This is a genomic window from Aeromonas sp. Y289-2 (assembly GCF_027705925.1).
Classification (GTDB): domain Bacteria; phylum Pseudomonadota; class Gammaproteobacteria; order Enterobacterales; family Aeromonadaceae; genus Aeromonas; species Aeromonas veronii.
In genome coordinates this window covers 66,909-92,904 of record NZ_JAPDCH010000008.1, presented here as the reverse complement: position 1 = coordinate 92,904, position 25,996 = coordinate 66,909, and the positions used below count along the sequence as shown (strand labels likewise).

The following is a 25,996-nucleotide window of genomic DNA, read 5'->3' as shown; positions in this document are numbered from 1 at the left end:
ATGGGCCGCCAGATTATTTTATGACCAGCACGCTCCTCTATATCTGTGAGCATTCACCCTGTAAACGGGGACCAAAGCGCGATAAATGGCTGTAAACGGGAATTGCCGGTTTACCCCGTGCGTATCGCAAGGCTATAATCCGCGCCTCGGAGTTGGCTGGGCAATCGCTGCTTCGTCGTTGTGTCCCTCGGGACAGACGGGCGGAGGGGAGGAAAGTCCGGGCTTCACAGGGCAGGGTGCCAGGTAACGCCTGGGGGGCGTGAGCCTACGACCAGTGCAACAGAGAGCAGACCGCCGATGGCCCGCAAGGGATCAGGTAAGGGTGAAAGGGTGCGGTAAGAGCGCACCGCGCGACTGGCAACAGTTCGTGGCACGGTAAACTCCACCCGAAGCAAGACCAAATAGGCCCCTATTGGCGCGGCCCGCGTTGGGGGCGGGTAGGTTGCTTGAGCCAGCGAGCGATTGCTGGCCTAGAGGAATGATTGCTACCCGGGGCAACCCGGTACAGAACCCGGCTTACAGGCCGACTCCGACCTCATTCCGAAGAGCCCCGCGATTTATCGCGGGGCTCTTTTTTATGCATGAGAAAATATGGCTTCGTTGGCAGGATATTCTCGGCCTTGTCATTTTGAATGAAATTATATGTTTTAAATCAATCGAATAGTTTCGTATTTGGCACGATGGCAGCGATAGATGGTGATAGAACCCGGGATGGTTGTTCGCACCCGCATATTGTGTGTGTTCTCAGTTCATTCACTTATTTCAATTAATCACCAGAGTTTAACGCCAAATAACTTGTGGAAAATCAACCTACTCAATCCGCAGCATGCAATTGCTGCGTCAATATGTTCCCTCTGTCCCATCTCCTTGCTTGAAAAGCCCCCTGCACGTCCTTAAACTTCAAGGTGGGGAAAAGTGGATCAAAGTGGTTTTTAGAGGGGCAATCAGCCTGCTCACTCACCTTCAGGGACTGCAATTTGTTGCGTGGCGCTCATGCCATCAGCCTGGACAGTAAAGGGCGGCTGGCAATTCCGACCAAATTCCGTGATTGGCTGCGCGATGAAAGCGACGGCCAGCTGGTCTGCACCATCGATATTGCACATCCCTGTCTGCTGCTTTATCCCCTGAATGAATGGGAAGAGGTCGAGCGCAAGCTCAAGACCCTCTCCAGCATGAATCCGCAAGAGCGCCGTTTGCAGCGACTGCTGCTGGGACATGCAACCGAATGCGAGCTGGATGGCAATGGCCGTCTGTTGCTCAGTCAGCCACTGCGCAACCATGCGGGGCTGGACAAGAAAATCATGCTGGTGGGCCAGCTCAACAAGTTTGAGTTGTGGGATGAAGCACGCTGGCAACAACAGGTCAATGACGACATCTTGGGTCTGCCCGGGGACGATTGGGCAAGCTCACCACGACTACAGGATTTCTCTTTATAAATGACCCAAGCTGCTGAACACATCACAGTGCTGCTGCACGAAGCCGTTGAAGGTCTGGCCATCAAGCCGGACGGTGTCTACGTCGACGGTACTTTTGGCCGTGGTGGTCATTCTCGTCTGATCCTGCAGCACCTTGGCCCCAATGGCCGCCTGATCGCCATCGACCGCGATCCCCAGGCGATCGCCGAAGCAGCCAAGATCCAGGATCCCCGTTTCGAAATCGTGCACGGCCCCTTCTCCGGCATCGCCTCCTATCTGGATGAGCGCGGTTTGCTGGGCAAGGTGGATGGCTTCCTGCTGGATCTGGGGGTCTCTTCACCCCAGTTGGATGATGCCGAGCGCGGCTTCAGCTTTATGAAAGATGGTCCGCTCGATATGCGGATGGACCCCACCTCCGGCCAGAGCGCCGCCGAGTGGCTGGCCAAGGCCGATGTGGATGGCATCGCCTGGGTGCTGAAGACCTTCGGTGAAGAGCGTTTTGCCAAGAAGATCGCCCGTGCCATCGTGCACGACCGCGTGACCGAGCCTTATGTGCGTACCCGCCAACTGGCGGAGATGATTGCCCGGGTCAATCCGAGCAAGGAGAAGGGTAAGCATGCGGCAACACGCAGTTTCCAGGCCATTCGCATCTATATCAACAGCGAGCTGGACGAGATCGAAACCGCGCTCAACGGTGCACTGGAAGTGCTAGCACCACATGGCCGTCTGTCAGTGATTAGCTTCCATTCGCTGGAAGACCGATTGGTGAAGCATTTTATCCGCAAGCACGAGAAGGGGCCGGAAGTGCCTTACGGCATTCCGTTGACCGAGGCCCAGCTGGCTGGCGGTCGCAAATTGAAGTCGGTCGGCAAGGCGCTCAAGCCTTCTGATCATGAAGTATCTGAAAACAGCCGGTCACGCAGTTCGGTGCTGCGGGTTGCCGAACGGCTGGCGGAGTAAGCGATGAGCGAAGTGCGTGTTCATCTGGCCAAGGAGATCGTTGCCGATCTCTGGCGGCACAAGCTGCAGATTTTTCTGTCGGTCGCCGTGCTGGTGACCGCGTTTGCCGTGATCCTGGTGACCAACATGACCCGTGGTCTGACGGCCAAGCAGAACGATCTGATGGCGGAAGAGGATCGCCTCAATATCGAATGGCGTCACCTGCTGCTGGAGCAGGGCACCCTGGCTGAACACTCCCGGGTGGCGAGTCTGGCGATGGACAAGTTGCAGATGGGTCGTCCGCTGGTGACCACCGAGAAGGTAATTACCCAACCATGAAACGCAAGGCTACAGCCAAAGCTGCCAAAGCGAATGTCAAAGCGCCATCGATCTATCCGTGGCGCTTTCGCACGCTTGCGGTGTTTATCGGCATCGCGTTTGTGGGTCTGATCCTGCGTCTGGCCTGGATCCAGGTGATCAATCCGGATCGCCTGCGTCAGGAAGGGGACATGCGTTCCCTGCGTACCACCTCTACCCAAGCGGTGCGCGGCATGATCACCGATCGCAACGGCGAGCAGCTGGCGGTTTCGGTACCGGTCGAGGCGGTCTGGGCCGATCCCAAGACAGTGCATGAATCCGGTGCCATCAATAATGAGCGAGCCTGGCTGGCGCTCTCCGCCGTACTCAAGCTCGACATCAATACCCTCAAACACCGCATCGCCAACCCCAGCAAGCGCTTCGTCTATCTGCAGCGCCAGGTTACTCCTGCGGTGGCGGAGTACATCAAGGGGCTCAAGCTGGGCGGGATTTACCTGCGTCCCGAAGCGCGCCGCTTCTACCCGACTGGCGAGATCAGTGCCCATCTGGTGGGAGTGACCAACATCGATGGCAGCGGTATTGAAGGGATTGAGCGTAGCTACAACGAGTGGCTGACGGCGACACCCGGCGAAATGCGGGTACGAAAGGATCGTCAGGGCCGGGTCATCGAGCGGCTTGGCATCGTCAAAGAGGGCAAGAACGCCAACGATCTGCAGCTCAGTATCGATCAGCGGGTGCAGGCTCTGGCCTACCGTGCCCTCAAGCGGGCAACCGACGAGAACAAGGCGACCTCCGGTTCCATGGTGATGCTGGATATCAAGACCGGTGAAGTGCTCGCCATGGTCAACACCCCCTCCTATAACCCGAACAACCGAGGCCAGTATCAGAGCTTCCGGGTACGCAACCGGGTGGTGACTGATACCTACGAGCCAGGTTCGACCGTCAAGCCATTGATTTTGCTCAGTGCCTTGCAGGCAGGTGTCACCAGCTGGAAAGATTTCATTCCTGGTGGGCCGCTCTTTATCGGTGCCAAGCAGATCAAGGACGTCAGTATCCACAAGGCGACCAACCTCTACGATATCCTGCGCTACTCCTCCAACATCGGTATGTCGCGCATCGCGTTGCGGATGCCGGCGCAGGAGATGATCAACACCCTCAGCATGTTCGGTTTCGGCATGGATACCGGCAGCGGGCTGATGGGCGAGAGCAGCGGCATGCTGCCCCAGCGTCGCCGCTGGTCCGATATCGAGCGAGCGACCCTCTCGTTCGGTTATGGTCTGCGGGTCACCCCGCTGCAGCTGGCCTCCGCCTACGCCACCCTGGCCAACAAGGGCAAGCGGGTGCCGCTCTCCATCGTCAAGGTGACTACGCCGCCCAAGGGTGAGCAAGTTATTGATCACAACAACGCCGCTGCCATGTTGCAGGCGCTGGAGTATGTGGTCGACAACGCCATTCCAAAAGCCAAGATCCCGGGCTATCGGGTCGGTGGCAAGAGTGGTACCGCCAAGGTCGCCGTCGCCGGTGGCTATGGCAAGGATTACATGGCCTGGTTTGCCGGTTTCGCGCCCGCCAGTGATCCCCGTTTCGTCATGGTGGTGGTGATCAACGAGCCAAAAGGCAGCGCCTATTATGGCGGCGCCGTGGCGACCCCACCGTTTGCAGAGGCCATGGGCGGGGTGCTGCAGCTCTTCAATATTCGTCCCGATGCGGTGCCGCCAGCGGTGCCCACCAAACTTGCCCGTACGGAGGCTTCTCTTGTCCCGCGCACTTGATGCATTACTGCGCCCCTTCGGTATCCAGGCGCCGGCGCTCACCCTGACCGATATCCAGCTGGATAGTCGGCGGGTTGGCCCCGGCTCGCTCTTCGTGGCCATTCGCGGTCATCAAGTGGATGGCAGACGGTTTATCGAACAGGCGGTGACTCAGGGAGCGACCGCTGTTGTGTTTGAGGAGGATGGTGAATTTATCCCACCGTCGACTCCGGTTCCCTGTATCGGGATGCGGGATCTGCCCGCTCACCTCTCTGAGCTCTCCGGATATTTCTACGACCAGCCAGCCAAAAAACTGGCGCTGGTCGGGATCACCGGCACCAATGGCAAGAGCACCACGGCACTGCTGGTCGCCAACTGGCGCACCCTGCTGGGTGGCAAGGCGGGTGTGATGGGCACCATCGGCAACGGCCTGTTTGGCAATTTGATCGAAGCGGAAAATACCACCGGCAGTGCCGTTCAGGTGCAAGCCAATCTGGCTGCGCTGCAAGCGCAGGGGGCGGATCTGGTGGCGATGGAAGTTTCAAGCCACGGTCTGGTACAGCACCGTGTTGCCGCGCTACCCTTTGCCGCCGCTGTCTTCACCAACTTGAGCCGGGATCACCTCGACTACCACGGCACCATGGAGGCCTATGGCGCCGCCAAGGAGCAGCTGTTGCAGCTGGTCGATGAGTCGAATGCGGTGATCAACCGTGATGACGAGTTGGGTGCCAAGTGGCTCGAGAAATACCCGGCAGCGGTGGCCTTCAGTGTGGATGGCCCGATTGAACACCATTCTGGCCGTCAATTAACGGCGCAGCAGCTCGATTTTCACCAGCAAGGTTTTCGCGCGCAGATTAACTCCAGCTGGGGGAATGGTGTATTATCCGCCCCCTTGCTCGGGCGCTTCAACGTCAGCAATGTGCTGGCCGCGATGGGTGTGATGCTGGTGCTCGGTTACGACTTCAACGAGCTGCTGGCGACAGCGCCTCAGTTGCAGCCGGTGACCGGTCGCATGGAGTGTTTCGGCGGTGGTGATACGCCGCTGGCGGTGGTCGATTACGCCCACACCCCGGATGCGCTGGAGAAGGCATTGCAGGCCCTGCGGGTGCACTGTACAGGCCTGCTCTGGTGCCTGGTCGGCTGTGGTGGCGACCGCGATCGCGGCAAGCGCCCCATGATGGCCGCCATGGCCGAGCAGTATGCGGATCGCGTGATCCTGACCGACGACAATCCCCGTACCGAGGAGCCGGCCCGGATCATGGCCGACATGGTGGCGGGTCTTCGCGATCCTGCTGCGGTGCAGGTTGAGCACGACAGGGTCAAGGCGATTTCGCTGGCCATCGGTCAGGCGAGCAAACAGGACATCATCCTGGTGGCCGGTAAGGGTCACGAGGATTATCAGATCATTGGAACCGACAAGCGGCACTACAGCGACCGGGAAACCGTCGCGGCCGCCTTGCACACATTATTGGAGTCATTCAAATGATGACCCTCAGGCTTGCCGAGCTGGCGCAGGTACTCGATGCCCGTCTGATTGGTAACGATGGCGAGATCAGCGTCGTCAGTACCGATACCCGCACTCTGGGCGCGGGTGCCCTGTTCGTTGCCCTGCGCGGCGAGCGCTTCGATGCCCACGATTTTTGCGAGCAGGCCGTTCAGGCAGGGGCCTCTGCCCTGCTGGTCGAGCGTGAACTGCCGCTGGCCATCCCCCAGCTGGTGGTGACCGACAGTCTGAAAGGACTGGGCCGACTCGGCAAACTCGTGCGCGAGCGCATCAACCCGAAAGTGCTGGCCATTACCGGCAGCTGCGGCAAGACCACGGTGAAGGAGATGGCAACCGCCATCCTGCGCAACGAAGGGGAAGTGCTGGCCACCGCTGGCAACTTCAACAACGAGGTGGGCGTGCCGCTCACCCTGCTGCGCCTCGAGCCGCAACACAAGTTTGCGGTGATGGAGCTGGGGGCCAACCATCCGGGCGAAATCGCCTGGACTACTTCACTGGCCAAACCCGATGCCGCCATCATCAACAACGTGGCGGCAGCCCATCTGGAGGGCTTCGGCTCGCTGGAAGGGGTGTTCCACGCCAAGAGCGAAATTTTTGAGGGGCTGAGCCAAGGTGGCACCGCCATCGTCAATGCCGACAACGAATTCTGGCCGAAGTGGCGGGAACGCGGCATTCAGTGCGCCTTCTCCATCGACGATCAGAGCCAGCCGTTCCACGCGCGCAACCTTGTGCTCAACGAACAAGGCTGCGCCGAGTTCGTGATGGTGACCCCGCAGGGTGAGCTGAGCCTGACTCTGGCGATCCCGGGTCGCCACAACGTGGCCAACGCACTGGCTGCCGCCGCGGGCTGTCTGGCCCTCGGCGCATCCCTCGGCTCCGTCAAGGCGGGGCTGGAGCAGATGGCGCCGGTCAAGGGGCGCTTCTGCGTGCAGCGCTGGGGCGGTCTGACCCTGGTGGACGATACCTACAATGCCAGTGTGGAATCCGTGCTGGCGGGCATCGATGCCCTGACCGCCATGGGCGGCTTCAAGGTGCTGGTGTTCGGTGATATGCGGGAACTGGGTGAGGAGTCTGCCGAGCAACACGCCCGGGTTGGCCGTCATGCCCGCGAGCGCGGTCTGGATGCCGTGCTGACAGTGGGGGAAGAGAGTCGCCACACCGCAGATGCCGCGGCTGGCCGACATTTCGATAACAAGGCGTCGTTGTTTGAAGTGCTTGCGCAAATGATAAATACACATCAGGAAATTTCGATTCTGGTCAAGGGCGCCCGTGGCTCCCGCATGGAAGATATCGTCGAGATGGTCAAAGGCCATCAGGAGTCAGCCACATGCTAGTCTGGCTGGCCGAACTGCTCACCCCGCACTTCACCTTCTTCAACGTCTTCTCCTACCTGACGTTTCGCGCCATCCTGTCGATCATCACCGGACTGGGGGTTGCCCTCTGGATGGGGCCACGCCTGATACGTCGCCTGCAGATCCTGAAGTTTGGTCAGGTGATCCGCAACGACGGTCCCGAGTCCCACCTCAGCAAGCGGGGCACCCCGACCATGGGTGGCCTGATGATCATTGCTGCGATTTTCACGTCTGTGCTGCTCTGGTGCCGCCTCGACAACCCCTATGTCTGGCTGGTGCTGTTTGTGCTGGGTGCCTATGGCGCCATCGGTTTTGCCGACGACTACCTCAAGGTGGTGCGCAAGAATACCGACGGCCTGATCGCACGCTGGAAGTATTTCTGGCAATCCGCGGTAGCGCTGGCGGTGGCGGTGTTCCTCTATGCGACCGCAACCCATGAGGGACAGACCCAGCTGGTGGTGCCTTTCCTCAAGGATGTGATGCCGCAGCTTGGCTTGATGTTTATCGTGCTGACCTACTTTGTCATCGTCGGTACCTCCAATGCGGTCAACCTGACCGACGGTCTCGATGGCCTGGCCATCATGCCGACCGTGATGGTGGCGGGGGGCTTTGCCCTGATCGCCTGGGCTACCGGTAACGTCAACTTTGCCAGCTACCTGCACATTCCCTACGTGCCCTATACCTCCGAGCTGGTGATCGTCTGTACCGCCATCGTCGGGGCGGGTCTTGGTTTCCTCTGGTTCAACACCTATCCGGCGCAGGTCTTTATGGGGGACGTTGGTTCCCTGGCGCTGGGCGGCGCGCTCGGCACCATCGCCGTGTTGGTCCGTCAGGAGTTCCTGCTGGTGATCATGGGCGGCGTCTTCGTGATGGAGACCGTCTCGGTGATCCTGCAGGTGGGTTCATATAAGCTGCGCGGCGTGCGGATCTTCCGCATGGCGCCGATCCATCACCACTACGAGAAGAAGGGCTGGCCGGAGCCGCGCGTCATCGTGCGCTTCTGGATCATCACTCTCGTGCTGGTGCTGCTGGGTCTTGCCACCCTGAAGGTGAGGTAAGGCCATGGTCATCATCATCGGATTGGGCAAAACTGGACTCTCCTGTGTCGATTACTTCCTCGGCCGTGGCGTGACGCCATTGGTGATGGATACCCGTGCCAACCCGCCCGGCAAGGATCAACTGCCGCCTGAGGTAGAGCTCATTCACGGGCTCGACGAGGCGCTGTTCAAGCAGGCGCACATGATCGTCGCGAGCCCGGGTATCGCGCTGGCGACCCCCGAACTGAAAGCGGCTGCCGAGTGTGGCGTGCAGATCGTCGGTGATATCGAGCTGTTTGTGCGCGAAACCCAGACCCCGGTCATCGCCATCACCGGCTCGAACGGCAAGAGCACCGTCACCACCCTGGTGGGCGAGATGATTGCCGAAGCCGGTCTCAATGTCGGCGTGGGCGGCAATATCGGCACGCCTGCGCTGGAGCTGCTCAAGCAGCCGATGGATCTCTGCGTGCTGGAGCTCTCCAGCTTCCAGCTGGAAACTACTCACAGTTTGCGTGCTGCCGCCTCCGTGGTGCTGAACCTCTCAGAAGATCACATGGATCGTTATCAGGGCATGGCCGACTATCGCGCCGCCAAGATGGAGATCCATCAGCACTCCAAACACATTCTGGTCAATCGTGACGATGCCCAGACCCTGCCTGATGTGGGTCAGGTGTGGCAGAGCTTTGGTCTCGACTGCAATGGCTATGGCCGCTGCCTGCTGGATGGCCGCTACTGGTTGACCCTGCACGGTGAACCACTGCTGGCAGTGGACGAGATGAAGATCGTCGGTGCCCACAATCAGGCCAACGCGCTGGCCGCCATGGCGTTGTGCGATGCGGTCGGTATTCCCCGTGCGGCTCAGCTTACCGTGCTGCGTCGTTTCGAAGGCTTGCCCCATCGTGCCCGCTTCGTGCGGGAGGTGAACGGGGTGCGCTGGATCAACGACTCCAAGGCCACCAACGTGGGGGCCACGCTGGCTGCCGTTGCCGGTGTGCGCGAGTCGGTCAAGGGGCGCCTGCTGCTGCTGGCCGGTGGTCAGGGCAAGGGGCAGGATTTTGGCCCGATCCAGGCGCTGTTGGGCAACCAGATCGATCACATGTACTGCTTCGGTCAGGATGCCGAGGTGCTGCTGGCACTGGGCGAGCAGACCGAACGGGTGGCCGACTTGGCCGCTGCAGTTGCCAAAGCGGCGGCCGATGCCAAGCCCGGTGACTGGGTGCTGCTGGCGCCGGCCTGTGCCAGCCTCGATCAGTTCAAATCGTTCGAGGTGCGCGGCGATCGCTTCACCGAGATGGTGCTGGCACTATGAACGCCCTTCGCGCAGCAGCAGGTCTGTTCCAGCGCTGGTTGTTACCGGCGCGTCCTGCCGGTCTCTACGATCGGCAGCTGGTACTGCTGGCGCTCTCCCTGATGGCGGTCGGGGTGGTTATCGTGGCCTCGGCGTCGATCCCCGAAGGGATTGCGCTGGGGGATGACCCCTTCATGTTTGTGAAGCGTCACGCCCTGTTTCTGGTGATGGCGCTCGGTATCTCCTGGTTTGTGTTGCAGGTGCCGATGGCGCGCTGGCAACAGCACAACGGCCCCATGTTGCTGCTGGCGATCTTGATGCTGGTGCTGGTGCTGCTGGTGGGGCGGAACGTCAACGGTGCGGTACGCTGGTTGCCGCTCGGCCCCTTCAACCTGCAGCCTGCCGAGTTTGGCAAGCTGGCGCTGTTTGTCTATCTGGCCGGCTATCTGGTGCGGCGCCAGAGCGAAGTGCGTGAAGCCTGGATCGGCTTTTTGAAACCGCTGGCGGTGTTCGGGGTGCTGGCGGTCTTGCTGCTGTTGCAGCCGGACCTGGGTTCCACCGTGGTGATGTTCGTTACCTCGTTCGGCATGCTGTTTCTGGCCGGTGCCCGACTGGGACAGTTTTTGACCCTGATCGGCGCAGGTCTCGGCTCGGTGGTGATGCTGATCATCGTCGAGCCCTACCGGATGCGGCGGGTGACCTCCTTTATGGATCCCTGGGCCGATCCGTTCGGCAGCGGCTACCAGTTGACCCAGTCGCTGATGGCGTTTGGCCGTGGCAGCTGGTTTGGCGAAGGGCTTGGCAACTCCATCCAGAAGATGGAGTACCTGCCGGAAGCGCACACTGACTTCGTGTTTGCGATCCTCGGTGAAGAGCTGGGTTACGTCGGGGTGCTGGGCGCCCTGTTCCTGATTTTTGCGCTGGCGGTCAAGGCGCTCAAGCTGGGGCATCGCGCGCTGGTGGCAGAGCGGCTCTATGACGGTTATCTGGCGATCGGCATTGGCATCTGGTTCAGCTTCCAGACCTTCGTCAACGTCGGCGCGGCCAGCGGCATGATGCCAACCAAGGGCTTGACCCTGCCGCTGGTGAGTTACGGTGGTTCCAGTCTCATCATCATGTCGGTGGCGGTGAGCATGTTGATTCGAATCGATTTTGAGTTGCGTCAGGCGACAGCCCAGGCGCGCGTGCGGGAGGTTTAGTGAGCAAGACTCTGTTGGTGATGGCAGGTGGTACCGGTGGGCATGTGTTCCCCGGTCTGGCCGTGGCCGATCGCCTGAAGGCCCAGGGCTGGACTGTCCACTGGCTCGGCACTGCCGACCGAATGGAGGCGGAGCTGGTGCCCGCCCACGGTTATCCCATCTCCTTCATCGATATTCAGGGGGTGCGTGGCAACGGCATCAAGCGACTGCTGGTGGCGCCCTATCGCATCGTCAAATCGATCCTGCAGGCGCGTCAGGTACTCAAGACCGTTCGTCCTGATGTGGTGCTCGGCATGGGCGGTTTTGCTTCCGGCCCGGGTGGCGTGGCGGCCTGGTTCTCCGGCATCCCGTTGCTGCTCCATGAGCAGAATGCTGCTGCTGGCATGACCAACAAGTTGCTGGCCCGTATCGCCAGGCGGGTGTTGATGGCATTTCCGGGCGCCTTCGCGCCGAGCCGTCGCACCGCCGTGGTCGGTAATCCGGTGCGTCCCGAAGTGGTCGCCCTGCCGGATCCGCAACTGCGCAGCGGGGATGAGCCACTGCATCTGCTGATCGTGGGTGGCAGTCTGGGGGCGCGGGTGCTCAACGAGCAGGTACCTGCTGCGGTGGCGGCGTCCGGTGTGCCGATTGAAGTGCGTCATCAGTGTGGCAAGGGCAATGCTGAGGCCGTCTCTGCTGCCTATGCCCAGCACGGCATCAATGCCGAGGTGAGCGAATTTATCAAGGATATGGCCAGCGCCTACGCCTGGGCCGACCTGGTGGTCTGCCGTGCCGGTGCGCTGACTGTTTCCGAAGTGGCTGCCGCTGGTGTGGCCGCCATTTTCGTGCCGCTGCCCCATGCGGTGGATGATCACCAGACCCGTAACGCCCTGACCCTGGTCGACGGCGGAGCGGCCGAGTTTCTGCCCCAGTCCGAGCTGAATACCGAATCGCTGGCGGCGCGTCTGACCTGGTTGGCTGGTCGCAGGGAGACCCTGTTTAACATGGCGAAAGCGGCTCGCCGCGTCGCCATCACCGATGCGGCCGAGCGGGTTGCCGATGAGTGCAAACAGCTCGCAACCGGGCAGCGTGGTAAAGATTGATGAGCAAGGTTGCAGCGGTGACACCGTGCAGCCTTGTACCTGTATGTATTGATGCCGCCGTGCAGCCGTGCTTTGACGGCACATGGCCTGCGGCAGACTAAAGAGACGATTATGACCAAGGTTGAACTGGCAAAACTGCGTACTGTGATCCCCGAAATGCGCCGCGTGCGTCGCATCCACTTTATCGGCATCGGTGGTGCCGGTATGGGCGGGATCGCCGAAGTGCTTGCCAACGAAGGGTATCAGGTAACGGGTTCTGATCTGGCTCGCAACGCCGTGACCGAGCGATTGGCCGGACTGGGCGCCCACATCTTCGTCGGCCACAGTGCCGAACACGTTGAGGGTGCCAGCGTGGTGGTGGTCTCTACCGCCATCAAGCAGGACAACCCGGAGCTGCTGGCTGCCCGCGAACTGCGGATCCCGGTGGTGCGCCGCGCCGAGATGCTGGCCGAGCTGATGCGTTTCCGTCACGGCATCGCCATTGCCGGTACCCACGGCAAGACCACCACCACCAGTTTGGTGGCGAGCATCTATGCCGAAGCCGACCGCGATCCGACCTTCGTTATCGGTGGCCTGCTCAACAGTGCCGGTACCAATGCCCGGCTGGGCAGCAGCCGCTACCTGATCGCCGAAGCGGACGAGAGCGACGCCTCTTTCCTGCATCTGCAGCCGATGGTCTCTATCGTGACCAACATCGAAGCGGATCACATGGACACCTACGGCGGTGATTTCTCCAAGCTGAAGGCCACCTTCATCGAGTTTCTGCACAATCTGCCCTTCTACGGACTGGCGGTGGTCTGCATCGATGATCCGGTGATCCGTGGCATGTTGCCCGAGATTGCCCGCCCGACCCTGACCTACGGTCTCTCTGACGATGCGGATGTGCAGGTGCTGGATTTTGTCCAGACCACCAACCACAGCTGCTTCCGTGTTCGCCGCAAAGAGGCGGGTGAGCTGCAGGTGACCCTCAATTTGCCGGGTATTCACAACGCATTGAACGCCGCAGCGGCGATAGCTGTCGCGACAGAGGACGGTGTTAGCGACGAGGCCATCATCTCTGCTCTGGCCAAATTTGAAGGGGTTGGTCGTCGCTTCCAGCAGTATGGCGAGTTTGAAACCGGTCGCGGCAAGGCGATGCTGGTGGACGATTATGGTCACCACCCGAGCGAAGTGAAGGTCACCATCAACGCCGCCCGTGCCGGTTGGCCCGAGAAGCGTCTGGTGATGGTGTTCCAGCCGCACCGTTATACCCGCACCCGCGACCTCTACGAGGACTTCGCCGATGTGCTCTCCAAGGTAGACGTGCTGGTGATGCTGGAGGTTTATGCTGCCGGTGAGGATCCGATCCCGGGCGCTGATGGACGGGCACTGTGCCGCTCCATTCGCTCGCGTGGCAACCTGGAACCCATCTTCGTCGCCACGCCAGATGACGTGCCAGCCGTGCTGGCCGACCTGATCGGCGAGGGGGATTTGGTGCTGACTCAAGGCGCCGGGAACGTCGGGGCGCTGGCCCGTCGTCTCGGAGAGATGAAATTGAGCATAGATAGCATGAAATCTGGCGCCTGAGGGCCCAATGAGTATTTTGACCGCCAAGCCGGGGCCTATATAATGGCGAACCGGTCTGTCAAAGGCCGGTTTAGCGCGTTACACGGGGATCGATCGGGTGGAGGCAAGGGCACAGGGGCGCACCAAGGGTGGCTTCATCGCAGGGGTAGCATTTTTCCTGCTGGTGATATGGGGCTGCTACCGGACGGCGCTGGATGTTAAAGGTTGGCTGACAGATGCCAACCGGTTGCCCATGAGCGAGCTGTTGCTGCAGGGGCAACACCAGTATTTGCAAACCGAAGAGCTGCGGATGGCCGTGCTGGATGGCGCCGAGCTGCGCAACTTCTTCGAATTGGACGTCAACGAATTGCAGGCAAGGCTCAATGCCTTGCCATGGGTGGCCTCGGTCTCGGTACGAAAGAAGTGGCCGAACAAGATCAAGATCTACCTCACGGAACAAGATGTGGCGGCGCGCTGGAATGGCAACCGCTTCGTCAACACCAAGGGCAAGGTATTCAGTGCCCCGGATCGGGTCAAGACGCCGCTGTTGCAGCTGTCAGGGCCGGATGACCAGGCCGCCCGGGTGTTGAAAGAGAGTCGGCAGTACGAGTCGCAACTGGCTGCCAAGGGATACAAGTTGCTGGGGGTGAATCTGACCCCCCGCCATGCCTGGGAACTGACCCTGGATGGCAATATCAAGCTGTTCCTGGGACGCAATGACATTGCGCTCCGGCTGCAGCGGTTTATCGATGCCTTCCCGGTTATCGAACCCCGTGCGCAAGTAGCCTACGTGGATCTTCGATACGACACCGGAATGGCAGTTGGCTGGAAGAAGAGCGAAGAGAAAGTGCATGACCAACACCGCAGATAGGAATTTGATTGTCGGACTGGATATCGGCACAACCAAGGTGGCGGTTCTGGTCGGGGAAGTATTGCCGGACGGTGAACTGAACGTCATCGGTATGGGCAGTCACGCTTCTCGCGGAATGGAGAAGGGCGGGGTCAATGACCTCGACTCCGTGGTCAAGTCACTGCGCCGCGCGGTGGAAGAGGCCGAGATGATGGCAGATTGCCAGATCAGCTCGGTTTACCTCGGTTTGTCCGGCAAGCATATCGACTGCCGTAACGAGACCGGCATGGTGCCCATCTCCGATGAAGAGGTGACCCAGGAGGATGTGGACAACGTGATCCACACCGCCAAGTCGGTTCGCCTCTCCGACGAGCTGCGCGTGCTGCATGTGCTGCCTCAGGAGTTTGCCATCGATTATCAGGAAGGGATCAAGAATCCGGTCGGCCTCTCCGGTGTACGGATGGCTGCCAAGGTTCACCTGATCACCTGCCATAACGACATGGCCCGCAACATTGAGAAATGTGTGGAGAAGGTCGGTTTGCGTGTGGATCAACTGATCTTCTCCGCGCTGGCCTCCAGCTATGCGGTGTTGACCGAAGACGAGAAAGAGCTGGGTGTCTGCGTGGTGGACATCGGTGGCGGCACCATGGATATGTCGCTGTTTACCGGCGGTGCCCTGCGCCACACCAAGGTGATCCCGTATGCTGGCAGCACTGTGACCAGCGACATCGCCTACGCCTTCGGCACGCCGCCGCTCGACGCGGAAGCGATCAAGGTGCGCTACGGTTGCGCCCTCGGTCGTCTGGTCAGCAAGGAAGACAATATTGAAGTTCCCAGTGTCGGCGGTCGTCCGGCGCGCAGCCTGCAACGGCAGACACTGGCTGAAGTGATTGAGCCCCGTTACACCGAGTTGCTCTCCATGGTGAATGATGAGCTGGTGCGGGTACAAAGCGAGTTGAAAGCGCAGGGGGTCAAGCATCAGCTGGCAGCCGGTGTGGTCTTGACCGGCGGCGCTGCCCAGATTGAAGGCATTGTGGAGTGTGCAGAGCAGATCTTCCAGAGCCAGGTCCGGGTGGGAGAGCCCATGAACATACGTGGTTTGAGTGATTACGTGCAGGCACCGGTGTACTCGACTGCGGTCGGGTTGCTGCAATATGGCCGCACCCATCAAGCCACAGGTAGCAACAAAGAATATGCCGCCAAGGCAAGCGTCGGTGGCCTGGTCAAACGGGTTAGCAACTGGCTGCGTGGCGAGTTCTAAGAATTTTGCTGAGTCAGGCAAATAAAGCGGAGAGACAACATGTTTGAATTTATGGATAGCCACACTGACGAAGCCGTCATTAAAGTGATCGGTGTAGGTGGCGGCGGCGGTAACGCTGTCGAGCACATGGTTCGTCAAAATATTGAGGGTGTTGAGTTCATTACCGTCAACACCGATGCTCAGGCACTGCGTAACTCCAGCGCCAACACTACCCTGCAGATCGGCGGTGGCATCACCAAGGGTCTGGGTGCCGGAGCCAATCCGGAAGTGGGTCGTGATGCGGCCATGGAAGATCGTGAAGCACTGCGTGAGCTGCTGACCGGTTCCGACATGGTGTTCATCGCCGCCGGTATGGGTGGTGGTACCGGTACCGGTGCTGCGCCGATCGTGGCCGAAGTGGCGCGCGAGATGGGCATCCTGACCGTTGCTGTGGTGACCAAGCCGTTCTCCTTCGAAGGGAAGAAGCGGATGGGCTTCGCCGCGCACGGTATCGAAGAGCTCTCCAAAAACGTCGACTCCCTGATCACCATCCCCAACGACAAGTTGCTGAAGGTGCTGGGTCGCGGTATCTCCCTGCTGGACGCCTTCAAGGCAGCCAACGATGTACTGCTTGGCGCGGTACAGGGCATTGCCGAGCTGATCACCCGCCCGGGCTTGATCAACGTCGACTTCGCGGACGTACGTACCGTGATGCGTGAAATGGGTACCGCCATGATGGGTACCGGTTCCGCCTCCGGCGATGACCGTGCCGAAGAAGCGGCCGAGAAAGCCATCTCCAGCCCGCTGCTGGAAGATGTGGATCTGGCTGGTGCCCGTGGCATCCTGGTCAACATCACCGCCGGTATGGACATGACCATCGAAGAGTTCGAAACCGTGGGTAACGCGGTCAAGGCCTTCGCTTCCGAGAACGCCACTGTAGTTGTGGGTACCGTAATCGATCCGGAAATGCACGACGAACTCCGTGTGACCGTGGTTGCTACCGGTATCGGTGCCGAGCGCAAGCCCGACATCACGCTAGTCAAGAGCAGCCAGGTGCAAGAGCGCCCGGTGCGTCAGCCGCTGGTTAGCGACATGATGCAAGGTCGCGTGATGGACGAAGCCCCGGCCAAGGTGGTCAACGCCGAGCCGCAAGCTCGTCGTGAACCGGATTACCTGGATATTCCGGCGTTCCTGCGCAAGCAAGCTGACTAAGCCTCTTATGGCTCTCGTTTGTTTGTTGTTCAAGGAATGTGCTAAGATGGCCTGCCAACGACCATCTGGTCCGGATTTTAAGCTGTTTAGGGTACACCCATGATTAGACAAAGAACCTTGAAAACGAGTGTACAGGCGACTGGTGTCGGCCTGCATTCGGGCCGGAAAGTCACCATGACGTTCCGTCCGGCGCCTGTGAACACAGGGATCGTTTACTTGCGTACCGACCTGAATCCTGTGGTGGAGCTGCCAGCCAATGCCGATCAGGTGCGCGATACCGTGCTCTGTACCGCTCTGGTCAACGAAGCCGGTGTCCGTGTCTCTACCATTGAGCACCTCTCCGCCGCGCTGGCCGGGATGGGGATCGACAATCTCTACGTTGAGGTTGACGCGCCCGAGATCCCGGTGATGGACGGCAGTGCGCATCCCTTTATCTACTTGCTGCAGGAAGTCGGGATCCGTGAGCAGAATGCTGCCAAGCAGTTTGTGCGGATCAAGAAGAGCATCCGGGTTGAAGACGGCGACAAGTGGGCGGAATTCCACCCTTATCGCAACGGCTTCAAGATGGATCTCGAGATCGATTTCCAGCATCCGGTCTTTGAAGGGCGCAATCAGCGTTGCGTACTGGACTTCTCCGGTGCCTCCTTCGTGAAAGAGATCAGCCGTGCCCGTACCTTCGGGTTCATGCGTGATATCGAGTACCTGCGTTCCCAGAACCTGGCGCTGGGCGGAAGCCTGGAAAACGCCGTGGTTCTGGACGACTATCGGGTGCTGAACGAAGACGGTTTGCGTTATGAGGACGAGTTCGTCAAGCACAAGATGCTGGACGCGATCGGTGACCTCTATATGTGTAACCGCAGCATCATCGGTGAGTTCCGTGCCTACAAGACCGGGCATGCCCTGAACAACAAGCTGCTGCGTGCCTTGCTAGCCGAGCAGGAGGCTTGGGAACTGGTGACCTTCGAGGGTGAGGGTGACAAAGCGCCTATCGCTTACTACGATAACGGTCTGGTTCTGGCCTGATAGCTGTGCAACGGAACGTCGGTCCTCTCTCCGCACCGACGTTCCGTCATTTGTTTACTCCATCCTTTAATACCGATTATCTCCCGGTTTTATTTCCCGTGCAGGCTCCTGGCCGCACCTGACCGAGCAGACTGATTTCTATGAGCATTACCCTGATCCTCCACGGCAAGCAGCGACGCAAGTTGCACCTGCCCAAACAACGTCTGGCCTGGGTCGGCGGTATTCTCTTCTCCCTGTTAGCCCTTGGTGGTGGTTGGCTCTGGCAGAGCTGGCACCAGAAAATGGAGGCGCTGGAAGTGGCGCTTGCCGTTGCCGAGCAACAGTCCGTCGACCAGAGTGGCGACGAAGCCCGTGAACAGTTGGCAATGCTGGCTGCTCAGGTGGGCACCATGCAAGGCCAGCTTGGCCGTCTCAATGCCCTCGGCGAGCGATTGACCGAGCAGGCCGATCTCGATCCCGACGAGTTCAATTTCAAAGAGCTGCCCCCCATGGGCGGCCCTTCTTATGATGAAGAGCTGGAAGTGAGCCTCAACGAGCTGCAAGCCTCGATGAAACACCTCAGCCAGCAGCTCAGCAGCCGTGAAGAGCAGCTGTCGGTACTTGAATCTTTCATCATGAATCACCATATCACCGATGCCGGTTTTATTTCCGGCACGCCAGTCAAACAGGAGCGAGTTTGGGTCTCGTCCGGGTTTGGTGGACGGGTCGACCCGTTCAACGGGCGTGCCAAGATGCACAAAGGGGTCGATTTCCGTGGCAAACCCGGAACCCCGATTCTGGCCACCGGGCCCGGCATTGTCAGCTGGGCGGGCCGTCATCCGGAATTTGGCAATATGGTGGAGATTAATCACGGCAATGGCCTGGTCACCCGCTATGCCCACAACTCCAAGTTGCTGGTCGAGGTGGGAACCCTGGTTGATCAGGGTCAGAAGATTGCCTTGATGGGACGCACCGGTCGCGCGACCGGGGTCCATCTGCATTACGAAGTGTTGAAAGATGGTCGTCAGGTCAACCCCGCACGCTTTCTCAGTGCCAGACGGGGTTAGGTTTTTTTCTTCAGGTTCCAGTGACGGAACGCTTTTATAACCAGAAATAGTTGGTACCCATGATTAGCACACTGCTTACCAAGATTATCGGCAGCCGGAACGACAGAACGCTCAAGGCTTTGCGCAAAATTGTAAAACAGATCAATGCCATGGAGCCGCAGTTCGAGGCTCTCTCCGATGCCGAGTTGCAGGCCAAAACGGCTGAATATCGTCAGCGTATCGAGCAGGGTGAGACCCTGGAGCAGTTGCTGCCGGAAGCGTTCGCGACCGTGCGTGAAGCCTCCAAGCGGGTGTTTGGCATGCGCCACTTCGACGTGCAGCTGATCGGCGGCATGGTGCTGAACTCCAACCGCATCGCGGAAATGAAGACTGGTGAAGGTAAGACTCTTACTGCGACTCTGCCAGCTTACCTGAACGCCCTGAGCGGCCGTGGTGTGCACGTGGTGACGGTGAACGACTATTTGGCCAAGCGTGATGCGGAGGCGAACCGCCCGCTGTTCGCCTTCCTCGGCATGACCGTCGACTGCAACGTGCCCGGTATGGATGCGTCCCAGAAGCGTGATGCCTACGCTGCCGACATCACCTACGGTACCAACAACGAATTCGGTTTTGACTACCTGCGCGACAACATGGCGTTCTCGCCGGAGCAGCGGGTACAGCGTCCGCTCAACTACGCGCTGGTGGATGAGGTGGACTCGGTGCTTATCGATGAAGCCCGTACTCCGCTTATCATCTCCGGCCCAGCCGAAGACAGCTCCGAGCTCTATATCCGCGTCAACAAGTTGATCCCGCTGCTGGTCAAACAGGACAAGGAAGACACCGAAGAGTACACCGGTGACGGTCACTACACGGTGGACGAGAAGAACCGTCAGGCCCTGCTGACCGAAAACGGCCAGATCTTCGTGGAAGAGCTGCTCAAGAAAGAGGGGCTGCTGGACGAGAACGACTCCCTGTTCTCCGCCTCCAACATCAGCCTGCTGCACCACGTCAATGCGGGTTTGCGTGCTCACACCCTGTTCGAGCGCAACGTGGACTATATCGTCCAGAAAGACGAGATCGTCATCGTCGACGAGCACACTGGCCGTACCATGCCGGGTCGTCGCTGGTCCGATGGTCTGCATCAGGCCGTTGAAGCGAAGGAAGGGGTGAAGATCCAGAACGAGAACCAGACGCTGGCATCCATCACCTTCCAGAACTACTTCCGTCTTTACAACAAGCTGGCGGGGATGACAGGTACTGCGGATACAGAAGCCTTTGAATTCCAGCAGATTTATGGCCTGGATACCGTAGTTATCCCGACCAACAAGCCAATGGTGCGCAAGGACATGGGCGATCTGGTCTACCTGACCGCCAATGAGAAGTATGCCGCCATCATCGAAGATATCCGTCAGTGCGTGGCCAAGGGCCAGCCTGTACTGGTTGGTACCGTCTCTATCGAGAACTCCGAGCTGCTCTCCGGCATCCTGACCAAAGAGAAGATCCCGCACAAGGTGCTGAACGCCAAGTTCCACGCCATGGAAGCGGAGATCGTTGCCCAGGCCGGTCAGACTGGTGCGGTCACCATCGCGACCAACATGGCCGGTCGTGGTACCGACATCGTGTTGGGCGGTAACTGGCAGGCAGAGATTGCCAAGCTGGAGAACCCGACCAGCGAGCAGATTGCCGAGCTGAAAGCCGCCTGGCAGGTGCGTCACGATGCGGTGCTGGCCGCCGGTGGTCTGCACATTATCGGCACCGAGCGTCACGAATCCCGTCGTATCGATAACCAGCTGCGCGGCCGTTCCGGTCGTCAGGGTGACCCGGGCTCCTCCCGTTTCTACCTCTCCATGGAAGATACCCTGATGAGGATCTTCGCCTCCGATCGCGTGACCGGCATGATGAAGAAGCTGGGCATGGAAGAGGGCGAAGCCATCGAGCACCCATGGGTCACCAAGGCGATCGAAAATGCCCAGCGCAAGGTGGAAGGTCGCAACTTCGACATCCGCAAGAGCTTGCTGGAGTTTGATGACGTGGCCAACGACCAGCGCAAGGTGGTCTACGAGCAGCGCAACGAGCTGCTGGATACCAACGACATCTCCGAGACCATCCATGTTATCCGTGACGACGTCTACGGCGCGGTGATCGACGAGTACATTCCGCCCCAGTCTCTGGAAGAGATGTGGGACGTGCCGGGTCTGGAAGCACGCCTGAAGGCCGACTTCGCGCTGGATCTGCCGCTGCAACAGTGGCTGGCGGAAGATGACAAGCTGTATGAAGAGAAGCTGCGCGAGCGCATTCTGGATGAAGCCACCAAGCTCTATGCCCACAAGGAAGAGCTGGTCGGCAAAGAGGTGCTGCGCAACTTCGAGAAGGCGGTGATGCTGCAAACCCTGGATGGCCTCTGGAAAGAGCATCTGGCGGCCATGGATCACCTGCGTCAAGGTATCCATCTGCGCGGTTACGCCCAGAAGAACCCTAAGCAGGAGTACAAGCGCGAATCCTTCGATCTGTTTACCCAGATGCTGGAAACCCTCAAGCGCGACGTGGTCAGCATCCTGAGCCGTGTTCAGGTGCAGGAGCGCGATGTGGAAGCGATGGAAGAGCAGCAGCGCCAGCAGGCGGAAGCCGCTCCCCGCACCTATACCCACGCCGCTGCCGAGAGCCAGCTGGCCGATGAACAGGCCGCAGGCGAAGAGGGTCACACCACCTTCGTACGTGACGAGCAGAAGGTCGGTCGCAACGATCCCTGCCCGTGCGGCTCCGGCAAGAAGTACAAGCACTGCCACGGTCAGTTGACCTGATCGACGCTATGCCATAACAGGCGGGCCAAGTGCCCGCCTTGTTATTGGTGGCAACAAGCGAACAGAGGTAATTGATGGAACAGAAAAAACGGATCTGGGTGGCGGTTGGCGTCATCGAGAATGAACGGGGCGATATCTTCATCGCCAGGCGCTCCTCCGATCGCCATCAGGGGGATCGCTGGGAGTTTCCCGGTGGCAAGGTGGAGTCCGGTGAGGATCTGCTCACCGCGCTGGATCGGGAGCTGTGGGAAGAGATCGGCATCCGGGTATTGGATTGTGCCCCCTTCATGGAACTGCAGCACGACTACCCCGAGAAGCAGGTATTGCTGGATATCTGGAAGGTGACCCGTTTCAGCGGTGAGCCGTTCGGCAAAGAGGGGCAGGAGTGTCTGTGGGTGCCGGTGGCAGAGCTGCATAACTACCACTTCCCCGATGCCAACGGCCCGATTGTAGCGCGGCTTCAAGGCCTGCTGGCATGAGCCGGTAGCAATCAACAAGCATGAAAAAAGGGCCAATCGGCCCTTTTTTCATATTGCGGAGGTGGGTGATCTGAGGCTTATAGCCACTGATCGCCCTCTTCCGGCTCCGGCAGCAGATCCGGGTTGATCTCCCCCGGGATGCGTTTCTCTTCATCGGCCCATTCGCCAAGATCGATCAGTTGGCAGCGCTTGCTGCAGAAGGGGCGGAACGGACTCTGCGGGCCCCACTCCACTTCGCTCTGACAGGTCGGACACTTTACCTTGGTGACCATAAGCGCTCCTTAGCAGCAGGCGAGCTGGAACGGCACGTCGCCAATCGGCTGTTCTGCGGTGGGCAGAAAGCGCAGGGCGAAGCGGTTCTTGTGGCCGCTCAGGGTCGGGTAGCAGAACAGATTGCCCGGCAGCTTGATGCGGATCAGCTCGGCGCTCTCGGCGGTGTCCTGGAAGAAACCGTTGCTGGCAACCTGCTCACTGAAGCTACCTGATTCACGCCACAGGCGCAGCAGCAGAGTGATGGCATTCATCAGCAGGTTGATATCGCTCAGCCAGCCCTGCATCTGCTGGTGACGGGTGATGGCCGGGGTGCCGAGCCAGTGGTGTAGCTGCGGCACATCGAAGGCACACAGGCCACCGGGGATGGAGAAACGCTGGCGAATGGAGCCGAGCAGACGATCCTCTTTCAGGCGGGCACCCGGGCGTGGCGAATTGAGCAGGTTGCGAGAGAGCTGGCTGCTCTCTTGCTGCATCAGTTTGATCTGCTCCAGATCGACGTCGGGCAGGCTGGCCCAGTGGCTCAGACGCTGGCCGAGACGCTCCAGATCCTTGATGAGGTCGGCGCGCAGGTCACCACGCTCCAGCAACTCCTGCAGATCGAACAGCCCCTTGAAGAAGGCGATATGTGCCCAGGATTGTTCACTCTCCAGATTGTCGCGGATCTGGGAAAACAGGGACTCCAGACGAAGATAGGTCCGGCTTTTTTCATTGAGGGGGAAATCGTAAATCATGCCTAATCCTGGCCAGCCATAAACCGGCCTAGTGTACTCACACTTGGCGGCCTTGTTGAGAGGCAATTGCCAGATATGTCTCGTGCAGCGCCAAAATCCGCGTTTTAATCGCCATTTCGCTGCCATTGTGGTTTTCGATGACATCATCCGCCGCAGCGAGACGTTCCGACCGGCTCGCCTGAGCGGCGATGATGGCCTTGGCCTGCTCGGCTGATACCCCATCACGGCGACAGGTGCGCTCAATCTGGGTGGCTTCATCCACATCGATCACCAGCACCCGGTTGGCGAGGCCGGTGAGTTTGTTCTCCACCAGCAGCGGCACCACCAGCAGGCAATAAGGAGAACTGGCCGCGGCACACTGGCGCAGCATTTCGCTGCGAATGAGCGGATGGAGCAGGGCATTGAGCCACCCCTTGGCCTGCGGGTCGCTGAAGACCCGCTCGCGCAGGGCACGACGGTCGAGTTGACCGCTAGGTTCAATCACATCAGGGCCAAAATGGTCGGCGATGGCGGCAAGGGCCGGGGTGCCCGGCTCGACCACTTCGCGGGCGATCACATCGGCATCCACCACCTCGATACCCAGCGCGGCAAACTGATTGGCGATAGTGGTCTTGCCGCTGCCGATACCACCTGTGATAGCAACTACATACATGGGGGCCTCTTGCTCAAATCAGGGTAGAGAGATACCAGCGGGTGATGGTATCGCCCCATAGCAGCGCAATCCAGCCGGCGATGGCGAGGTAGGGGCCGAAGGGGATGGGCTTGCCCTGATGATGTTTTTGCAAGGCGATCAGGCTGATGCCGATCACGGCGCCGACCAGGGATGAGAGTAGCAAAATAATGGGCAGCGCCTGCCAGCCGAGCCAGGCACCTAGCGCTGCCAGCAGCTTGAAGTCGCCATAGCCCATCCCCTCCTTGCCAGTGAGCAGCTTGAAAGCCCAGTAGAGGCTCCAGAGCACCAGATAGCCCGCCATGGCGCCGATCACGGCATCCGCCAGCGGCACGAAGCCGCCTGCCAGGTTGAACAGCAGCCCACCCCACAGCAGTGGCAGGGTGAGCTGGTCGGGCAGTAACATCTTGTCGAGATCGATAAAAGTGAGGGCGACCAGCACCCAGGTCAGCAACAGGGCGGCCAGCGTCCCCCAGCCCGGTGTTATGACCATGGCAACGGCCACCGAGAGCAGGGCTGTCAGCAGCTCTACCAACGGATAGCGGGCCGAGATGGGGGCCTGACAGTCGTGGCAACGCCCTTTGAGCCAGATCCAGCTCAACAGCGGGATGTTCTCCAGCGCAGTGATGGCGTGGCCACAGTGAGGGCATGCGGAGCGCGGAACCATCAGGTTGTAGCGCTCTGGCGCAGTGGCCTCCTCATCGGGGGAAAAGTAGCCGCGATACTCGGCCTGCCACTCCCGCTCCAGCATGATGGGCAAGCGGTGGATCACTACGTTAAGGAAGCTGCCGATCATCAGGGAGAAAAGAAAAACCAGCGAGAAGTAGAGCCAGGGCAAGCTGTGAGCCAGCTCGAGAAGAAGTGTCATAACCAACCGTCAGTTATTGAATGAGGGGGAGGACATGGTTGTGGTGTCATGCCCTGATAAATCAGCCTACCACGTCGCCCAGCTTGAAGATGGGCAGGTACATGGCGATAACCATGCCGCCGACCAGCACCCCGAGCACCACCATGATGAGGGGTTCCAGCAGGCTGGTGAGGCCATCGACCAGATCATCCACCTCCTGTTCGAAGATGGTGGCGACCTTGGAGAGCATATCATCGATGGCACCGGACTCCTCACCGATCATCACCATCTGGATCACCATGTCGGGGAAGAGATCTACGGTGCGCATCGCCACGTTGATCTGCATACCGGCCACCACCTCGTTGCGGATCGCCATGACCGCGGTGCGATAGACATAGTTGCCCGAGGCCCCTGCTGCCGAAATCAGCGCATCCACCAGCGGGATACCGGCGGAGAAGGTGGTCGACAGAGTACGGGCAAAGCGGGCCATCGCCGCCTTGTGCAGGATCATTCCGACCACCGGAATGGTGAGGACGAACTTGTCGGTATTGTCTTTCACCTTCTGGGAGGCCCGCCAGGCCCGCACGTAAAGGAAGATGCCAAGGGCCGTGCCACCAAAGAAGACATACCACCAGTTCTGCATAAAGCGCGAGATGCCGATAACAAACTGGGTGAACACCGGCAGCTCGGCGCCGAAGCTCTTGAAGATATCCTCGAACTGCGGAATGACGAAAAGCAGCAGGATGGAGGTGACCACGATGGCGACCAGAATGACCATGGTGGGGTAGAACATCGCTTTCTTGATCTTCGACTTGAGCGCTTCCGACTTTTCCCGGTAAGTGGCGATACGGTCGTAGATGGTCTCCAGTGCACCGGATTGCTCACCGGCTTCCACCAGATCGCAGTAGAGATCATCGAAATAGAGAGGATGGCGGCGCAGCGCCTCCGACATGGGGGTACCGGTCTCCACATCGGCGGCAATCTGCCCCATCAGCTCGCGCATCGAGGCTTTCTCGTGGCTGCGGGCGATGATCTGCAGGCTCTGCACCAGCGGTACACCGGCGGAGAGCATGGTAGTTATTTGGCGTGAGACGATGGCGATATCCATCGGTTTGATCTTGGCACCGCCCTTGGAGAAGAGCCCCTGGGATTTCTTGGCTACCTTGGTGACGTTGACTCCCTGCTTGCGCAGTTCGGTCTTGACGGTGTTGATGCTGTCGGCCTGCAGCTCGCCGGAGACCTTCTGCCCCTTGCGATTAACCCCGTGCCAGCGGAAGGCGAAGACTTTCTTGGGGGCATTGTTCTTTTTCGTTAGGGTTGCCATCTTTGCATCCTGCAATGGGGTTGGTTGTCAGAGCCTGGCTCTGCGCGTCACCAACCTGGTCAAGGTGCCCGACTGGCTTGATGCCTGCGGG

At 59.8% G+C, this 25,996-nt stretch carries 23 protein-coding genes and 1 other RNA gene; 19 read left to right on the top strand and 5 right to left on the bottom strand.

The features are described 5' to 3' along the window. Nucleotides 1-148: 148 nt before the first annotated feature. The 19 genes from rnpB (at nucleotide 149) to mutT (ending at nucleotide 22,060) form a co-directional block, all read left to right on the top strand. Nucleotides 149-535: RNase P RNA component class A (gene rnpB / locus OKC43_RS13345), an RNA gene on the top strand. A gap of 442 nt (nucleotides 536-977) precedes the next feature. Continuing rightward, a complete protein-coding gene (gene mraZ, locus OKC43_RS13340) occupies nucleotides 978-1,436 on the top strand; it encodes a division/cell wall cluster transcriptional repressor MraZ (protein WP_013723406.1) in 459 nt (152 codons plus the stop codon). Continuing rightward, nucleotides 1,437-2,375 (top strand): 16S rRNA (cytosine(1402)-N(4))-methyltransferase RsmH, encoded by a 939-nt coding sequence (gene rsmH, locus OKC43_RS13335; RefSeq protein ID WP_236271763.1) that lies wholly within the window; start codon nucleotides 1,437-1,439, stop codon nucleotides 2,373-2,375. It abuts the gene before it with no gap. Between the two features lie 3 nt (nucleotides 2,376-2,378). Beyond that, the gene (ftsL, locus tag OKC43_RS13330; protein ID WP_005336166.1) at nucleotides 2,379-2,693 is read left to right on the top strand and encodes a cell division protein FtsL; all 315 of its coding nucleotides are present in this window, start codon (nucleotides 2,379-2,381) and stop codon (nucleotides 2,691-2,693) included. Continuing rightward, on the top strand, nucleotides 2,690-4,444 hold the full coding sequence (locus OKC43_RS13325) for a peptidoglycan glycosyltransferase FtsI (protein WP_019444792.1): 1,755 nt from the start codon (nucleotides 2,690-2,692) through the stop codon (nucleotides 4,442-4,444). The genes ftsL and OKC43_RS13325 overlap by 4 nt, the downstream gene beginning before the upstream one ends. Next, nucleotides 4,377-5,909, top strand: coding sequence for a UDP-N-acetylmuramoyl-L-alanyl-D-glutamate--2,6-diaminopimelate ligase (gene murE / locus OKC43_RS13320; RefSeq protein WP_236271764.1), 1,533 nt, complete (start codon nucleotides 4,377-4,379; stop codon nucleotides 5,907-5,909). The genes OKC43_RS13325 and murE overlap by 68 nt, the downstream gene beginning before the upstream one ends. Then, nucleotides 5,906-7,261, top strand: a complete 1,356-nt coding sequence (locus tag OKC43_RS13315) for a UDP-N-acetylmuramoyl-tripeptide--D-alanyl-D-alanine ligase (RefSeq protein ID WP_236271765.1) — start codon at nucleotides 5,906-5,908, stop codon at nucleotides 7,259-7,261. The genes murE and OKC43_RS13315 overlap by 4 nt, the downstream gene beginning before the upstream one ends. After that, nucleotides 7,255-8,337, top strand: coding sequence for a phospho-N-acetylmuramoyl-pentapeptide-transferase (mraY, locus tag OKC43_RS13310; protein WP_005356635.1), 1,083 nt, complete (start codon nucleotides 7,255-7,257; stop codon nucleotides 8,335-8,337). Before OKC43_RS13315 ends, mraY begins: the two co-directional genes overlap by 7 nt. Nucleotides 8,338-8,341: 4 nt before the next feature. Then, on the top strand, nucleotides 8,342-9,625 hold the full coding sequence (gene murD, locus OKC43_RS13305; RefSeq protein WP_236271766.1) for a UDP-N-acetylmuramoyl-L-alanine--D-glutamate ligase: 1,284 nt from the start codon (nucleotides 8,342-8,344) through the stop codon (nucleotides 9,623-9,625). Beyond that, on the top strand, nucleotides 9,622-10,803 hold the full coding sequence (gene ftsW, locus OKC43_RS13300; RefSeq protein ID WP_005336154.1) for a cell division protein FtsW: 1,182 nt from the start codon (nucleotides 9,622-9,624) through the stop codon (nucleotides 10,801-10,803). The genes murD and ftsW overlap by 4 nt, the downstream gene beginning before the upstream one ends. After that, nucleotides 10,803-11,885: an undecaprenyldiphospho-muramoylpentapeptide beta-N-acetylglucosaminyltransferase gene (murG, locus tag OKC43_RS13295; RefSeq protein ID WP_236271767.1), complete on the top strand. Its 1,083-nt coding sequence runs from the start codon at nucleotides 10,803-10,805 to the stop codon at nucleotides 11,883-11,885. The genes ftsW and murG overlap by 1 nt, the downstream gene beginning before the upstream one ends. Before the next feature lie 111 nt (nucleotides 11,886-11,996). After that, nucleotides 11,997-13,451 (top strand): UDP-N-acetylmuramate--L-alanine ligase, encoded by a 1,455-nt coding sequence (murC, locus tag OKC43_RS13290; RefSeq protein WP_139463616.1) that lies wholly within the window; start codon nucleotides 11,997-11,999, stop codon nucleotides 13,449-13,451. Nucleotides 13,452-13,548: 97 nt separating this feature from the next. Next, nucleotides 13,549-14,301 carry a cell division protein FtsQ/DivIB gene (locus OKC43_RS13285; RefSeq protein WP_005336149.1) on the top strand — a complete coding sequence of 251 codons (753 nt, stop codon included), beginning with the start codon at nucleotides 13,549-13,551 and terminating at the stop codon, nucleotides 14,299-14,301. Further along, entirely contained in the window at nucleotides 14,282-15,541 is a 1,260-nt protein-coding gene (gene ftsA / locus OKC43_RS13280; protein WP_005336148.1) for a cell division protein FtsA, read from the top strand. The genes OKC43_RS13285 and ftsA overlap by 20 nt, the downstream gene beginning before the upstream one ends. A gap of 39 nt (nucleotides 15,542-15,580) precedes the next feature. Continuing rightward, complete coding sequence (gene ftsZ / locus OKC43_RS13275; protein ID WP_005336147.1) at nucleotides 15,581-16,732, top strand: cell division protein FtsZ; 1,152 nt, start codon at nucleotides 15,581-15,583, stop codon at nucleotides 16,730-16,732. 99 nt (nucleotides 16,733-16,831) lie between these two features. Further along, the gene (gene lpxC / locus OKC43_RS13270; RefSeq protein WP_005336146.1) at nucleotides 16,832-17,755 is read left to right on the top strand and encodes a UDP-3-O-acyl-N-acetylglucosamine deacetylase; all 924 of its coding nucleotides are present in this window, start codon (nucleotides 16,832-16,834) and stop codon (nucleotides 17,753-17,755) included. Between the two features lie 140 nt (nucleotides 17,756-17,895). Next, the gene (locus OKC43_RS13265) at nucleotides 17,896-18,801 is read left to right on the top strand and encodes a M23 family metallopeptidase (protein ID WP_005355107.1); all 906 of its coding nucleotides are present in this window, start codon (nucleotides 17,896-17,898) and stop codon (nucleotides 18,799-18,801) included. Between the two features lie 59 nt (nucleotides 18,802-18,860). Further along, nucleotides 18,861-21,581: a preprotein translocase subunit SecA gene (secA, locus tag OKC43_RS13260; protein ID WP_005336144.1), complete on the top strand. Its 2,721-nt coding sequence runs from the start codon at nucleotides 18,861-18,863 to the stop codon at nucleotides 21,579-21,581. Nucleotides 21,582-21,655: 74 nt separating this feature from the next. Next, a complete protein-coding gene (mutT, locus tag OKC43_RS13255) occupies nucleotides 21,656-22,060 on the top strand; it encodes an 8-oxo-dGTP diphosphatase MutT (protein ID WP_019444787.1) in 405 nt (134 codons plus the stop codon). 77 nt (nucleotides 22,061-22,137) lie between these two features. Here mutT and yacG read toward each other — a convergent pair whose 3' ends face one another. The 5 genes from yacG to OKC43_RS13230 form a co-directional block, all read right to left on the bottom strand. After that, complete coding sequence (yacG, locus tag OKC43_RS13250; protein WP_005336142.1) at nucleotides 22,138-22,332, bottom strand: DNA gyrase inhibitor YacG; 195 nt, start codon at nucleotides 22,330-22,332, stop codon at nucleotides 22,138-22,140. Nucleotides 22,333-22,341: 9 nt separating this feature from the next. Next, nucleotides 22,342-23,064, bottom strand: a complete 723-nt coding sequence (zapD, locus tag OKC43_RS13245) for a cell division protein ZapD (RefSeq protein WP_005336141.1) — start codon at nucleotides 23,062-23,064, stop codon at nucleotides 22,342-22,344. 37 nt (nucleotides 23,065-23,101) lie between these two features. Further along, a complete protein-coding gene (gene coaE / locus OKC43_RS13240) occupies nucleotides 23,102-23,716 on the bottom strand; it encodes a dephospho-CoA kinase (protein ID WP_236271769.1) in 615 nt (204 codons plus the stop codon). A 13-nt stretch (nucleotides 23,717-23,729) separates the two neighbouring features. Continuing rightward, the gene (locus OKC43_RS13235) at nucleotides 23,730-24,602 is read right to left on the bottom strand and encodes a prepilin peptidase (RefSeq protein ID WP_236271770.1); all 873 of its coding nucleotides are present in this window, start codon (nucleotides 24,600-24,602) and stop codon (nucleotides 23,730-23,732) included. A gap of 61 nt (nucleotides 24,603-24,663) precedes the next feature. Further along, nucleotides 24,664-25,905, bottom strand: a complete 1,242-nt coding sequence (locus OKC43_RS13230) for a type II secretion system F family protein (protein WP_005336136.1) — start codon at nucleotides 25,903-25,905, stop codon at nucleotides 24,664-24,666. Between the last annotated feature and the right edge of the window lie 91 nt (nucleotides 25,906-25,996).

What these genes read in the sequence shown, in the direction of transcription:
- lpxC (WP_005336146.1), top strand. Translation starts at nt 16,832, where the DNA reads ATGATTAGACAAAGAACCTTGAAAACGAGTGTACAGGCGACTGGTGTC.
- murC (WP_139463616.1), top strand. Translation starts at nt 11,997, where the DNA reads ATGACCAAGGTTGAACTGGCAAAACTGCGTACTGTGATCCCCGAAATG.
- ftsW (WP_005336154.1), top strand. Translation starts at nt 9,622, where the DNA reads ATGAACGCCCTTCGCGCAGCAGCAGGTCTGTTCCAGCGCTGGTTGTTA.
- mraY (WP_005356635.1), top strand. Translation starts at nt 7,255, where the DNA reads ATGCTAGTCTGGCTGGCCGAACTGCTCACCCCGCACTTCACCTTCTTC.
- mutT (WP_019444787.1), top strand. Translation starts at nt 21,656, where the DNA reads ATGGAACAGAAAAAACGGATCTGGGTGGCGGTTGGCGTCATCGAGAAT.
- secA (WP_005336144.1), top strand. Translation starts at nt 18,861, where the DNA reads ATGATTAGCACACTGCTTACCAAGATTATCGGCAGCCGGAACGACAGA.
- OKC43_RS13325 (WP_019444792.1), top strand. Translation starts at nt 2,690, where the DNA reads ATGAAACGCAAGGCTACAGCCAAAGCTGCCAAAGCGAATGTCAAAGCG.
- zapD (WP_005336141.1), bottom strand. Translation starts at nt 23,064, where the DNA reads ATGATTTACGATTTCCCCCTCAATGAAAAAAGCCGGACCTATCTTCGT.
- OKC43_RS13230 (WP_005336136.1), bottom strand. Translation starts at nt 25,905, where the DNA reads ATGGCAACCCTAACGAAAAAGAACAATGCCCCCAAGAAAGTCTTCGCC.
- murD (WP_236271766.1), top strand. Translation starts at nt 8,342, where the DNA reads ATGGTCATCATCATCGGATTGGGCAAAACTGGACTCTCCTGTGTCGAT.
- OKC43_RS13235 (WP_236271770.1), bottom strand. Translation starts at nt 24,602, where the DNA reads ATGACACTTCTTCTCGAGCTGGCTCACAGCTTGCCCTGGCTCTACTTC.
- ftsA (WP_005336148.1), top strand. Translation starts at nt 14,282, where the DNA reads ATGACCAACACCGCAGATAGGAATTTGATTGTCGGACTGGATATCGGC.
- OKC43_RS13315 (WP_236271765.1), top strand. Translation starts at nt 5,906, where the DNA reads ATGATGACCCTCAGGCTTGCCGAGCTGGCGCAGGTACTCGATGCCCGT.
- yacG (WP_005336142.1), bottom strand. Translation starts at nt 22,332, where the DNA reads ATGGTCACCAAGGTAAAGTGTCCGACCTGTCAGAGCGAAGTGGAGTGG.
- coaE (WP_236271769.1), bottom strand. Translation starts at nt 23,716, where the DNA reads ATGTATGTAGTTGCTATCACAGGTGGTATCGGCAGCGGCAAGACCACT.
- ftsL (WP_005336166.1), top strand. Translation starts at nt 2,379, where the DNA reads ATGAGCGAAGTGCGTGTTCATCTGGCCAAGGAGATCGTTGCCGATCTC.
- OKC43_RS13265 (WP_005355107.1), top strand. Translation starts at nt 17,896, where the DNA reads ATGAGCATTACCCTGATCCTCCACGGCAAGCAGCGACGCAAGTTGCAC.
- rsmH (WP_236271763.1), top strand. Translation starts at nt 1,437, where the DNA reads ATGACCCAAGCTGCTGAACACATCACAGTGCTGCTGCACGAAGCCGTT.
- ftsZ (WP_005336147.1), top strand. Translation starts at nt 15,581, where the DNA reads ATGTTTGAATTTATGGATAGCCACACTGACGAAGCCGTCATTAAAGTG.
- murE (WP_236271764.1), top strand. Translation starts at nt 4,377, where the DNA reads ATGCGGTGCCGCCAGCGGTGCCCACCAAACTTGCCCGTACGGAGGCTT.